Source organism: Paenibacillus sp. MZ04-78.2 (assembly GCF_024213375.1).
GTDB lineage: Bacteria > Bacillota > Bacilli > Paenibacillales > NBRC-103111 > Paenibacillus_G.
Window position 1 is genome coordinate 48,983 of record NZ_JANAVJ010000031.1, and the last position, 11,994, is coordinate 60,976.

Consider the following 11,994-nt stretch of genomic DNA (forward strand, 5'->3'; position numbering starts at 1 on the left):
CTTCGTAAGTCTTATGTTTTTATATATTTTTCTTCGATTATCTCGATTCGAAAGAAAATAAGCTTGTCCGAATCCGTGTATTTATTCACGTTAGCTTAAAAAGTCGGACGGCGTTTGCTGTGGTTATCTCACACAATTCTTCCAGTGATATCCCTTTAATTTCGGCAGCCATCTCGGCGACCAAGCGCACATAGGAAGACTCGTTTCGCTTACCCCGATACGGGTGAGGAGCCAGATAAGGCGCATCGGTTTCGATCAATAAACGGTCGAGCGGCACCTTCTCAAGCACTTCCTTCGGCTGCTTTGCATTCTTGAACGTGACGGGACCGCCGAACGAAATATAGAAGTTCATATCCAGGCACATTTTTGCCGTCTCCCAGCTGCCGGAGTAGCAATGCATGACCCCTCCGACTTCCGCCGCTTTCTCTTCGCGAAGCGCTTGCACGACATCATGATGGGCGTCGCGATTATGGATAACGATTGGCAGGCCAACCTTCCTCGCAAGCCAAATTTGCTGGCGAAACACGCGGTCCTGCACGTCTTTGGGAGACGTATCCCAATAATAATCCAGGCCGATTTCCCCGATGGCGACAACTTTCTCGTGTCCGCACAGCGACTCGATCCATTCGAGATCCTCCGGCGTCATGTCCTTCGCATCGGTCGGATGCCAGCCTACGGTCGAATAAATAAAATCGTACTGTTCCGCCAAAGCGATAGAGCTTGGAATCGTCTCCCGGTTAAATCCGACATTAACGATTCGACTTATTCCGCTTGCGCGTGCGCGCTCGATGACCTCCTGTCGATCTTCATCGAACTGCGGCGCGTTCAAGTGTGCATGTGTATCGATTATCATCGTGTTCTCCTTTTATGTGATCTGGTTGCAAGAGCAGGTCATGACCGTTAAAGATCGAGCAGTTTTCGGAGGTTTTTATCCAACTTGTCGGCATGATTCAAAAGCAGCTCCCGCGGGTAATACAAATGGTATTTCCCCATATGAATGCCGCTGATGGATCGGACAATTTCCGATTTCCGCGATATTTCCGTCAGGGTATCCTGCGAGTCAAGCAGCAGAATAGGCAGCTTCTCATCCTGTTCGCCGGGCCTGTACACATCATACGATAGGTCGGAAGGAAAATCGATGTCAAGGTAGTAGTCCGGATCGATGCCGAAGCTGCGCATTTGATCCCGCAGCCGCTCGATCTGCCAGGCATCGATTTTCTCGAGCGTCACATATTTGAGCAACTGCCGTTGCAGGAACCGGGTACATAAGTCGGAAAGCACCGGGTCCTCTTCAAAGGACCATTGCATCAGCACCGTCTGCATGAACGCCTCGTCCATTAAAAAATGGTCGTGTACCGTCATTTTTTGCCGGAACAGGTTCGGTAGCGGATGTAATAAGAAGCGGAAGGCAAAGCCTTCCTCATGAAGGTGCTTCGCTCTTTGAAAAATGTTGTGAAGCAATACATCGGCGCTGCGGGTCACCGGATGAAAGTAGACCTGCCAATACATTTGGTACCGGGACATCAAGTAATCCTCCACCGCATGCATGCCGCTTTCCTTTACAACGATATGGCCCTGATACGGGCGCATGACGCGCAGGATGCGTTCCAAATCGAATGTGCCGTAATTTACGCCGGTGAAATAGGCATCCCGCAGCAGGTAATCCATCCGATCGGCGTCAAGCTGACTCGAGACGAGGCTGACGACGATTTCCTGATTATACGTCTTAGCGATCACGCCGGCCACCTGCTGTGGAAACGTAGGCGATACGCGCCGCAGGATGCGGTTCACTTCCGTATCTCCCAGAACGATGCGGCATGACCATTCCTCGTGGTGCGTCCCGAACGTTTTCTCAATCGAATGGGAGAACGGCCCGTGCCCGACATCATGCAGCAGCGAGGCGCAGAGGCACAGAAGCCGCTCCTCTCGCGGCCAGTCCTCGTACTTGTTGCGTTCAAACTGCGAAATGATTTTGCGGGTAACCTCGTAAACGCCGAGCGAATGCGAAAACCGGCTGTGCTCCGCGCCGTGAAACGTCAGAAAGCAGGTGCCAAGCTGGCGAATTCGTCTGAGGCGTTGAAACTCCTTAGTGTTGATCAGGTCCCAGATCGTTTGGTCTTGGACGTAGATGTATTTGTGTACGGGATCCTTAAATACTTTCTCTTCTTGAAGGGGAGTGATCATGAACATCCTCCTATCGGCTCCGGCTATTTTTTCGACAATTATTTCTTAAATACAAGAAGGATTTTGTCGAAATATGTCGAATATAAACTTGCATTATTACTTTTTCTTTTTTTATCTATACTTCAATGATCTGGTGACAATCCCTTTCTTAGTGAGGTGTGTCTTATAAAAAACAACGATTTTCTCGCTTTTGAACGTTTGTTTTTAATGAATTTTGCATAACACCCCTTGTATACCATAAAATAACAAAGAAAAATCAAATTTTTTGGTTGACTATTTTGGGAATGGTTGGTATCATATGTGTAAAGAAATGTCGAAACATGACGATTAATCTTTTGAGACACTAACTTATCATTATGTAACTTCTTAGAGAGGGGAATTTTTTTATGATGAAATCCACCGGTATTGTTAGAAAAGTAGATGAATTGGGTCGGGTCGTTATTCCGATCGAATTGCGCCGTACTTTAGGCATTGGCGAAAAAGACGCTTTGGAAATTTACGTTGACGGCGAGCGCATCATGTTGAAGAAATATGAGCCAGCCTGTATCTTCTGCGGTAATGCTGAGAATGTTTCCTACTTCAAAGGAAAAATTGTTTGCCATGAATGCTTATCTGAAATGCCAATACCTGTGACAAAATAAAAAAAATAGGTTATAATAGAGATAGCACATTTAACTTTGGTAATTCTAACCTTTTTCATATCTCCTCTATATCCCTGATTCGTGGTTGTCCGAATCGGGGATTTTTTTTATACGGTGGGGCCATCCCCCTAAATCCCCCTTCCTAAGGGGGACCCCAGGGGCCGCGGCCCCTGGACCCCGCAGGCGCTTCGACGCAGCTTGGGTGCAGAGAGCGCGTCCGTCTTCATGCGAACCCTGCGGGCTCGGCATGAAGACACGCTTTACGTCGGCGCTCTTTCGAAGCGCTGCATGCGCATACGGCGGCGTTTGGTGTTGGAACGCCCCGCTATGCCCGCATCGAGGCAAGCCTCGACAGCTTTTGTTCGAGCAGGGCCGGGACGCACTCGACCGCTCGTGCGTCGGAGAGGCTCGCTGCAAAGCAGCATCGCCCAAAGCGCTGGTTACTTGAAAGATCACCGACGCTGGAACACAAGCACGATACTGCAAGCGTGATACCACAAACGGCAGAGGGTCCGAAAATTTTACCAACGCAGCACGATTATCCGATTATGAACACCAATTCACCAAATACCCAGATTTTAATATCCATCACCGCTCGTTATAACGCGCACGACATATAAGTTGCTCTTAGGACGCTTACGTTCCCTTCTCATCGATTCGCGCAACACATATAAGTCTTATTACCCGATTTCACCTTGGGTCTAACATCTTGTCTTTTTCTATTATATAGCAGGTGCGATCGTTGTAAACTATTTCCTTTTAGCTCCCTTGATGAAGCAGGTTATACAATTCACGCTTCGGGACGCCGCGGTCTTGGGCGGCACGTCGCAAAGCCTCTTTATGGTCGAGGCCGTCGGCCTCGTAGCGGGCGACATGCTCCGCAGGAGATAAAGAGGCCCACCACAAGGCTTCGCCGGTTGCCTCGGCTTCTTCCGGGCTGACGCCGCGGAGGATGAGCACATACTCGCCTTGAGGCGGGTGCTCGTTCAGATGGTCCAAGCATTCGCGGATCGTGCCGCGGACGGCTTCCTCGTATTTTTTGGTCAGCTCGCGGACCAAGCAGATTTCCCGGGTCTCGCCAATCGTTTCGGCCATAGCCGTTAGCGTCTTAATTAAGCGGTGCGGAGACTCGTAGCAAATTATCGTGTCAAGCTCCCGCTTCAAGGACGCAAGCTCCCGTTCGAGAGGCTTTTTATCGCGCGGCAGGAAGCCGACGAAGGTAAACCGCTCGGTAGGTAACCCCGACATGATCAGCCCGGACAACGCGGCGTTCGCCCCGGGAATGGGGATAACAGGGATATCCGCTTCGATGGCGAGGCGGACCAGATCCGCGCCCGGATCGCAGATCGCAGGCAAGCCGGCGTCGCTGACGAGCGCGATGGAATCGCCTTCCTGCATGAGCCGGATCAGCTCCGGGCCGCTGGCTTGCTTGTTGTGCTCGTGGTAACTGACGAGCCGGGTCGAAATGTCGAAATGCGTGAGCAGCTTGCGCGTTTGCCGGGTATCCTCAGCGGCAATCCACTGTACTTCGCCCAGAATCCGAACGGCACGGTAGGTCATGTCCTCCAGATTGCCGATCGGCGTGCCTACCAGATAAAGGCTGCCTTGACGGCGGCTGTCGTTGACGTAGCTTTTTTGAACGTTCACGGGACATCGATTCCTTCTATAGTGAAGTATTGGACGGATCGGCGAGCGCAGCGCGGCGGCCGTAATAGACCTCCATCAGCTCATCCGTGTATTCCGTCTCATTCTTATAAACAATTAGCGGCGGAAGCATGCGAACCTCCGGTTTCCCGTCGCGAAGCGCTTCGATGAGTACCATATTCGCTTCAGCATCGGCCCGGGGATGAACGAACCGGATGCGTTTCGGCTCCAGCCGGTACTGCCGCATCGTGCAGCAAATTTCGACCAAGCGGCTCGGCCGGTGCACCATGGCGACTTTGCCGCCGCTGCGCACCAACTTACTGCTCACCCGAACCACATCATCCAAAGTGCAGAACAGCTCATGCCGGGCCGCAGCCACGTGCTCATTCACGTTCTGATCCCCATTCGGAACAGGCAAATACGGAGGATTGACCGTCACCAAATCGAAAACGCCGTTCCCCAGCTCGGCGGGCGATTGACGCAAATCGCCGTGCCGGATGGCGATTCGTTCCTCTAGCCCGTTCAACTGCACGTTCCGCTGGGCCATATCTGCCAATCTGGCTTGAATTTCTACACCCATAATGTGCGCTTTCGTCCGGGTGGTCAACAGTAGCGGAATGACGCCGTTGCCGGAACACAGATCGACAATGCGCCCTCTCGGCGGCACCGAGCAAAAGCGCGCAATCAGCACCGCATCCATCGAAAAGCTGAACACTTCGTCACTCTGAATGATTTTTAAATCGTGCGTAAGCAAATCGTCGATTCGCTCCCGCTCATAGATCGGGACTCGTTCCAAGCGTATACCTCTTTCTGCCGGTTATTATGTACTTCATCGTCTAAAGTAAGTTTAACTTTCTTTGCTCTTCAAAAAAAACCGTAGAAGAGTCATTCTCCTCTACGGCGCATCGTTATTTATTCAAAAACGACATACAGAACAAGCAGTCGCCTTCCGTACGCAAATGTCCATAATAGACGTTGCAAATGTGAAAGCCTTCGTGATAGATGCGTGCCAAATTGTCGTGGCCTTCACCGGTCGTTTCTTTGATCGAAACAGGAACGCTCGCCCCGGCTGCTTGAAGCAAAGGCAGCATCGGTTCGGTATCTTTCTTCAACAGCTTGCGCAGCTGCTGATTCTCGATGCCCAGCCGCTTGTTCTCCTCCAGCAGCTCGATAATCTGCCGTTTGATTTCGCCAAGCTCGGCATACAACGCGCCCATCTGTTCTTCCATTTGATCGATTTGTACGAATATATCTCTTTTATCCACGCTTCTCTCTCACCTCAAGCTGCAGAAGCAGCGACTGGCTTTTAGTGCTGCTCCACTACATCATCCAAAGGAAGATCCATCACTTTTTTCAAATCGAAAATTTGCACCTTCGCCGTACGCTCCCCGACATTCAGCGACACCACGCGTCCGTTGCCGATCGACGTAATGACCTCGCTGCCTACGCGGGGAAGATCGTCCTTGGCGCTTTCGTAATTATCATGCTCATATTTGAGGCAGCACATTAATCGTCCGCACAATCCGGAAATTTTCGTCGGATTGAGCGACAGGTTCTGGTCCTTGGCCATCTTGATCGAAACCGGCTCGAAATCCCCCAGAAAGGAAGAGCAGCACAGGATACGTCCACAAGGCCCGATGCCCCCAAGCATCTTGGCTTCGTCCCGTACGCCGATTTGACGAAGCTCGATCCGCGTCCGGAAAATGCTGGCCAGATCCTTGACTAATTCCCGGAAATCGACCCGGCCTTCGGCCGTAAAGTAAAAAATGATTTTGTTCCGGTCAAATGTATACTCAACGTCGACCAGCTTCATCCGCAACTGGTGATCCTTAATCTTATCCTGACAAATAGCAAACGCATTTTTGGCCGCTTGCTTGTTATCCTCAACAAGCTGTGCATCCTGCTGGTCCGCGATGCGGATGACCTTTTTCAGCGGAAGCACAACATCCGATTCGCCTACCGTCCTTCGGCCAATAACTACCCGGCCGTACTCGACTCCGCGCGCCGTTTCGACAATGACAGCACTATCTTGATCAATCGGCAGATCGCTCGGATCGAAGTAATACACTTTGCCCGCCTTCTTGAAGCGGACACCTACTACGGAGAACAATCTTACACCCCCTTGAGCCGCATTAATATATGTTCCAGCGCGAGCTGGGGATTGGCATGGGATCGCAAACGTTTTTGCGTCTCCACCGCCTGCTCAAGGCAGGCGATCCAGTGCTCCATCGAATAAGACAACGCTTGCTGCGACATCCAGTCCAGTTGATCCGTATAGACCAATTCTTCGCGGCTGCCGAGCTTGAGCTGCACCATATCCTTGAGCCACAAAATCAGCATATCCATGAAGCGCGGCAATTGTTCGGAAAATTCGCCCTTTGCCAGCTTCTGCTGAGCGGTCAGCATTGCAGACGGCAATCGGGACAAACTCTCCCTAGCTAATTGTATCACCAAATTTCGGAGTTCTGCAAACCCATTTCCTTGAATCAACTCACGCGCCGCCTCTGGTCCTGCGGCCAAATTCACCGCCGCTTGAACCAGTACGGGCGGATGTCCTTCCTGCAAAAGCAGCTCCTTCATGCCGCTTCGCCCCATGGGCAGAAAAGGAATCCACTGGGACCGCGACCGGATGGTCGGCAGAAGGGCTTGTCCGTTATCCGTAATCAGAATAGCCACAACCTGCGAGGTCGGTTCCTCCAAAAATTTCAGCAGACTGTTCGCCGCCTGAACAGTCAGCTTATCGGCATCCTCCAATATATACATTTTAATGTTAGAGGCGGAGGCCCGATAAGCAAACTGCTTTTGCAGCTCGCGAATCTGGTCGATTTTGATGGAGGCGCCGTCCGGTACGATCCAATGCAGATCAGGATGATTTCCATGCTCTACCTTGCGGCAATCCAGGCATTCCCCGCAGGCATCGTCCGGCAGCACCTTGCAATAGATAGCTTGGGCGAACGCCCGGGCCATTGCTCTCCGCCCGGTCCCGGGCGCCCCCGTAAATATATACGCGTGCGAAACTTTGTCGGTCCGAAGGCTGTTTTGCAGCATTCGTTTGACTCGCTCCTGCCCTGTAATCGATTGAAAAGACATGACGGTCTGCATTTCCTTTCCAGATCGGCTGCTTCGCTAAAAAAATAAATTAATCAGCATTCCGCGAATTTCACCGATTTTTTGCAGCAGCTCAATGCGTCCCTGTTCGCTTTCCACCAGCTCGTCCGCCAGGCCGAGCAACTCGGCATCGATTTCCTCCAGTAGCTTGTACCGCTTCGTTCGGCCTCTGCGGTCCCAACCTCGCGTATCGCGAAGCTGAACTCCCCGTCGTGCCGTCTCCTCCAGAAACTGCTTCACGAGCAGCTTATACTGTCGAAGCTCGCGTACCGTCATCGACTTGGCCAGCCGTTGACCTTGCAGGTCAATTTGCTGCAGGATGCGCTGAAGCTGCTCCCGGGTTGCTCTTTCTTCCTGGTGCTGCATCGTATCGGAGAACGACATTTTTTGAAGCTGCTGGGATGACGTATTCTCGTTGCGGACGACCTCATTACCGAAAGGGCGCCAACCCGGGTTGATTTTCACTCGGCTCGACCTCGTTTCTAGAAATGTTCGAACCGCTCGATCGGAAGCACGAATACCGCCGCCCCGCCAACCTGAACTTCGACAGGGAAAGGAATATACGAATCCGTCGTTCCCCCCATCGGGGATACCGGGGTGACCATTTGCTCTCGGATTTTGCAGTTCGCTTTAATGACTTGCAGCGCTTCGTTGACACGCTCATCTTCCGTACCGATCATAAAGGTCGTGTTCCCGGCGCGTAGGAATCCTCCCGTGCTCGCTAGCTTGGTTGCGCGAAAGCCCTCTTTAATCAGTGCGTTCGACAAACGGTTGCTGTCCTTATCCTGCACAACGGCGATAACCAACTTCATGCATCCAGCCTCCTTTGCCAAAGGAATGTTATCCGTCTTCCTATCTTAAATATTTGACAAGCGATTGAAAAATTCCTTTATTTATATATAAACATCTGTAGAAGGAATGTATCTATTATATCATACTCGCCTAGGTAGCTTTTGGTTCAGCATTTGCCCAATATCTTCGAGTACCTTGTCCAACTCCCGCTCCGCATCCACCCGTACGATACGTTCCGGAAACTGACGGAGAATTTGCAAGTAACCCTCCCGCACTTTGTTATGAAACGTCATCGATTCCAGGTCCAGGCGGTTCACTTCCCGTCCTTGATCGACGCGAATCCGGGCCAGCCCGATTTCCGGACGAACATCCATGAACACCGTCAAATCCGGCATCCAATCGCCGATCGCAAACCGGTTAATTGCAAACACCTCGTCCATGCCAAGCTCGCGCGCATACCCTTGATAAGCCAAGCTGCTGTCGATAAAACGATCGCATACGACGACCTTGCCAGCTTCCAGCGCAGGAATGACTTTTTCCGCCAAATGCTGCCGTCTCGCGGCCGCATACAGCAGCGCTTCCGTGCGCGGGTCCATCGCCGTATTGTTCCGGTCGAGAACGACCGAGCGAATCTGCTCGGCAATCGGAATGCCCCCAGGCTCCCGTGTGGATAACACGTCGTACCCCCGCGCCTTGACTTGCTCTAGGATCGCATCGATCGCAGACGTTTTGCCTGCGCCCTCTCCGCCCTCTACCGTTATAAAAAAGCCCCGTTCCACATGCATGTCTCCTGTCCTGTAGTGACTCGAATAGCGGCTGCAGTCCGTTTCTCCGCTCTATTGCTAGCTTCTTCTCTTGATGCCGTGCGAACAAACCGCCGCCTATTCAAAACGATTCGCGTAAGCGTCTGTGCCGCTAAGCGATTACCGGGTTTCCAGCACCGGGACGGTGCCGCTGGCGGCCACATCATGCCCATGAAAACGCGACCCTAAGGCGGCCAGCCGCATTAAATGCGCTGCTGTCCGTTTGGTAATCCGCTCTCCCGGATAGAGGACCGGAATGCCCGGAGGGTATGGCACGATCATCTCCGCAGCGATGCGGCCAGCGCATTCGGCTACAGGGACCGTTACCTTCTTCTCCGTCTCCTCGTGGATGGCTTCCCAATCGAACGTTACCGGCTCGGATATCCGATGTGCCGCGGCTTCGGTCTCCCATAATCCCGGCTTCGTCTCGCTTTCTTTGTCCCGTGTTTCCTCGTCTATCCGCTCCAGCGCTTCAATAAGCCGATGTGCCGCTTCTTCGGTGCTCGCCAAGCTGAACGCAAGCAGAACATGCGTGGGGTCTGCCAACTCCGGGAAGCAGCCTTGCTGCTCCAGACGCTCCTTTAACGCAAAACCGTCGAGATGGCCTGACGCGTCGTACAACGCTACCTTAAAAGGGTCCAGACGACACCCGATCTGAAGCATACGTTCCGTCAAAGCTCTTGCCTGCCACCGGCTATGTCCGCTCAGATGGGTTATCACCCTCCGAACAGCCGATAGGCCCCGGTCTATCCGTTCTCCGCCGTCTTCTTGCAGCATACGCCGGCTAATGTCCAAGCTAGCCATAATCGGATAAGAAGGGCTGGAGCTTTGGACCATAGCCAGCGCCTTTCGGACGGCGCCGCGGTGAATTCGCGGACCCTGCACGTGCAGCATCGCGCCCATCGTCATAGCCGTTAACATTTTGTGAGTGGACTGCACGACCGCATCCGCCCCGCAGCTTAAGGCCGAGGCAGGCACATCGGGATGGAAGCCAAAATGAGCCCCGTGCGCCTCATCCACCAGCAGCACCTTCCCCTGGTCATGCAGAAGGCCGGATAATGCCTTCAAATCGCTTGTAATGCCGTAATAGCTCGGATTGATTACCAGCAGCCCCTTGGCCTCAGGATAGCGATTCAGCGCCTGCTCGACATCTTCTGCAGCCACACCCGTACTCAGTCCGCTCTCCGGTTCCCACAGCGGGGAGATAAACACCGCCTGCGCCCCGGCGAGCATCAGTCCATGAATGACGGATTTGTGTGCATCCCGCTGCACTAGCAGCAGGTCCCCACGGCGGCATGTCGCCAAAATCATCGCCAAATTTCCCGCCGTACTCCCGTTCACCAGAAAAAAAGTTTCATCTGCTCCAAAGCACGCCGCAGCCAAGGTCTGGGCTTCTTTAATCGCTTCTTCCGGATGGTGAAGATCGTCCAGTCCCGCGATCTCCGTCCTATCGAGTAATAAGATCTGCCGGAAGTCCGACTCCGCTTCGGCATACCCTTGCGCTTCCGATTTATGACCGGGCACATGAAAGCTGAGCGCGCCCGATTCCCGATGGGCCGCCAATGCTTCGTACAGCGGCGCTCTATGCTGTGACACCTTGTTTCCTCATTTCAAAAACAATTTTAGCAGTATTGTACCAAACAAAAAAGCCCGCTTCCATCCCTGACCGAGATAAAACGGAGCTTGCTTCCTTTTGCTTGCCGTTCAAGCATTCTTTTTATATAAAATTTGCTTCATCTGGTGTATGAAAAAAGGGTACTTGGCATCGTTGACTTCCGTATGAACCATTTCATTCTCGCAATCCTCGCATATGAATTCAGATATGATTAGGATGCCGTTCTCTTTGATTTGCCCGCAAATGATGCAGGATGGCGTGAAATCGTGCTGCAGCTCGTCGCTCATGTTCGATTCACCTCTACTCTTCTTTTCTAGCAGTATGCCCAATTCTCTTAAAACTCAAACCTTTCCGCGATATTTTTGTTGAAAATCCATATTAGCCCGTGACAAACTCAACATTTTCCTGTACCCTACCGATATATGTAGTGAATTTTCATTTTGTTCATCAAGTGAGGATTGGGGCTTATTATGCCAAGAGACCGAACGTTGTCCAAAGAATCGACCATCTATACTTACCGGCTGCTCAAAAGGGTACATTACAAGCCGGCCTTCTTTCAAGTATATTGGATTTTGACCGTTTGCGCTTTGATTGGGGCCGCTATTGCGATCTCTTTTGCGTCATTACCTGCGGGGTTGATTGGCATCCCGGTCGGAGTGATCGGTATACCGCTCGTCCAAACGCTTCTGCTTCGCCTCCTGCTCCGCACAAAGGAGAAGTATTCTCCGCAAGCTTGGAACTGGTCCTATCGGCTGCCTTGGTTCGGTTATGCGCCGGGTACGGACGCGTATATCGCTATGACCAAAGTACGCCGCCTCCATTTCCATGTGCTGTGGATCGTCTTGGTCTTGCTGGGATGCCTCTATCCATGGCTCTCGCCGTCACTCCTCGGCTTTCTAGTATTCGTTCATCTCTGGCTTTTGCTTCCGCGCCTGGTCATCATATTCCTACTTCGCAAGCACAGTTCATCCGGCTATTTAAAAATAAATGAGAACGACTCGTCCTGCTATGCACAGTAGGGCGAGTTTTTGTATAAATACGAAAGACCCTTGCATCTCCAAAGTTGGATCGCAAGGGTCTGATTATTCCCTGAAAACTGGATCGAAACAAAGCGTAGCGTAAATCGTATTGGATAAGCCCTCGACCGATTAGTATTCGTCAGCTGCACGCGTTGCCGCGCTTCCACCCCGAACCTATCAACCTCGTC

The 11,994-nt window shown here is 52.1% G+C and carries 14 protein-coding genes; 2 read left to right on the forward strand and 12 right to left on the reverse strand.

The features are described 5' to 3' along the window. Window positions 1-85 precede the first annotated feature (85 nt). Window positions 86-853 (reverse strand): TatD family hydrolase, encoded by a 768-nt coding sequence (locus NLX71_RS19175; protein ID WP_254365392.1) that lies wholly within the window; start codon window positions 851-853, stop codon window positions 86-88. A gap of 47 nt (window positions 854-900) precedes the next feature. After that, window positions 901-2,184, reverse strand: a complete 1,284-nt coding sequence (locus tag NLX71_RS19180; protein ID WP_254365393.1) for an HD domain-containing protein — start codon at window positions 2,182-2,184, stop codon at window positions 901-903. Window positions 2,185-2,570: 386 nt separating this feature from the next. On the opposite strand from NLX71_RS19180, the gene NLX71_RS19185 reads away from it, so the two are divergent. Continuing rightward, window positions 2,571-2,825, forward strand: a complete 255-nt coding sequence (locus tag NLX71_RS19185) for an AbrB/MazE/SpoVT family DNA-binding domain-containing protein (protein ID WP_010501678.1) — start codon at window positions 2,571-2,573, stop codon at window positions 2,823-2,825. A 759-nt stretch (window positions 2,826-3,584) separates the two neighbouring features. On the opposite strand, the gene rsmI is transcribed toward NLX71_RS19185, so the two are convergent. From rsmI to NLX71_RS19235, 10 genes are all read right to left on the reverse strand, one after another. After that, a complete protein-coding gene (gene rsmI / locus NLX71_RS19190; protein WP_254365394.1) occupies window positions 3,585-4,472 on the reverse strand; it encodes a 16S rRNA (cytidine(1402)-2'-O)-methyltransferase in 888 nt (295 codons plus the stop codon). 16 nt (window positions 4,473-4,488) lie between these two features. Further along, the gene (locus NLX71_RS19195) at window positions 4,489-5,265 is read right to left on the reverse strand and encodes a tRNA1(Val) (adenine(37)-N6)-methyltransferase (RefSeq protein ID WP_254365395.1); all 777 of its coding nucleotides are present in this window, start codon (window positions 5,263-5,265) and stop codon (window positions 4,489-4,491) included. A gap of 112 nt (window positions 5,266-5,377) precedes the next feature. Beyond that, window positions 5,378-5,734 (reverse strand): DNA replication initiation control protein YabA, encoded by a 357-nt coding sequence (yabA, locus tag NLX71_RS19200; protein ID WP_254365396.1) that lies wholly within the window; start codon window positions 5,732-5,734, stop codon window positions 5,378-5,380. 41 nt (window positions 5,735-5,775) lie between these two features. Beyond that, window positions 5,776-6,579 (reverse strand): PSP1 domain-containing protein, encoded by an 804-nt coding sequence (locus NLX71_RS19205; RefSeq protein ID WP_254365397.1) that lies wholly within the window; start codon window positions 6,577-6,579, stop codon window positions 5,776-5,778. A 2-nt stretch (window positions 6,580-6,581) separates the two neighbouring features. Continuing rightward, the gene (gene holB, locus NLX71_RS19210) at window positions 6,582-7,559 is read right to left on the reverse strand and encodes a DNA polymerase III subunit delta' (protein ID WP_254365398.1); all 978 of its coding nucleotides are present in this window, start codon (window positions 7,557-7,559) and stop codon (window positions 6,582-6,584) included. Between the two features lie 36 nt (window positions 7,560-7,595). After that, window positions 7,596-8,042: a YaaR family protein gene (locus NLX71_RS19215; protein WP_254365399.1), complete on the reverse strand. Its 447-nt coding sequence runs from the start codon at window positions 8,040-8,042 to the stop codon at window positions 7,596-7,598. 17 nt (window positions 8,043-8,059) lie between these two features. After that, window positions 8,060-8,389, reverse strand: coding sequence for a cyclic-di-AMP receptor (locus NLX71_RS19220; RefSeq protein WP_254365400.1), 330 nt, complete (start codon window positions 8,387-8,389; stop codon window positions 8,060-8,062). Window positions 8,390-8,509: 120 nt separating this feature from the next. Then, complete coding sequence (gene tmk / locus NLX71_RS19225; RefSeq protein ID WP_254365401.1) at window positions 8,510-9,154, reverse strand: dTMP kinase; 645 nt, start codon at window positions 9,152-9,154, stop codon at window positions 8,510-8,512. A 138-nt stretch (window positions 9,155-9,292) separates the two neighbouring features. Next, entirely contained in the window at window positions 9,293-10,768 is a 1,476-nt protein-coding gene (locus tag NLX71_RS19230) for an aminotransferase class I/II-fold pyridoxal phosphate-dependent enzyme (protein ID WP_254365402.1), read from the reverse strand. Between the two features lie 108 nt (window positions 10,769-10,876). Next, on the reverse strand, window positions 10,877-11,074 hold the full coding sequence (locus NLX71_RS19235) for a sigma factor G inhibitor Gin (protein ID WP_254365403.1): 198 nt from the start codon (window positions 11,072-11,074) through the stop codon (window positions 10,877-10,879). A 183-nt stretch (window positions 11,075-11,257) separates the two neighbouring features. On the opposite strand from NLX71_RS19235, the gene NLX71_RS19240 reads away from it, so the two are divergent. Beyond that, the gene (locus NLX71_RS19240; protein WP_254365404.1) at window positions 11,258-11,806 is read left to right on the forward strand and encodes a hypothetical protein; all 549 of its coding nucleotides are present in this window, start codon (window positions 11,258-11,260) and stop codon (window positions 11,804-11,806) included. Window positions 11,807-11,994: the final 188 nt, after the last annotated feature.

Excerpts from the sequence above, each read along its gene's own strand:
- NLX71_RS19175 (WP_254365392.1), bottom strand. The coding sequence starts at position 853 with ATGATAATCGATACACATGCACACTTGAACGCGCCGCAGTTCGATGAA.
- NLX71_RS19180 (WP_254365393.1), bottom strand. The coding sequence starts at position 2,184 with ATGATCACTCCCCTTCAAGAAGAGAAAGTATTTAAGGATCCCGTACAC.
- NLX71_RS19185 (WP_010501678.1), top strand. The coding sequence starts at position 2,571 with ATGATGAAATCCACCGGTATTGTTAGAAAAGTAGATGAATTGGGTCGG.
- holB (WP_254365398.1), bottom strand. The coding sequence starts at position 7,559 with ATGTCTTTTCAATCGATTACAGGGCAGGAGCGAGTCAAACGAATGCTG.
- NLX71_RS19220 (WP_254365400.1), bottom strand. The coding sequence starts at position 8,389 with ATGAAGTTGGTTATCGCCGTTGTGCAGGATAAGGACAGCAACCGTTTG.
- tmk (WP_254365401.1), bottom strand. The coding sequence starts at position 9,154 with ATGCATGTGGAACGGGGCTTTTTTATAACGGTAGAGGGCGGAGAGGGC.
- NLX71_RS19235 (WP_254365403.1), bottom strand. The coding sequence starts at position 11,074 with ATGAGCGACGAGCTGCAGCACGATTTCACGCCATCCTGCATCATTTGC.
- NLX71_RS19240 (WP_254365404.1), top strand. The coding sequence starts at position 11,258 with ATGCCAAGAGACCGAACGTTGTCCAAAGAATCGACCATCTATACTTAC.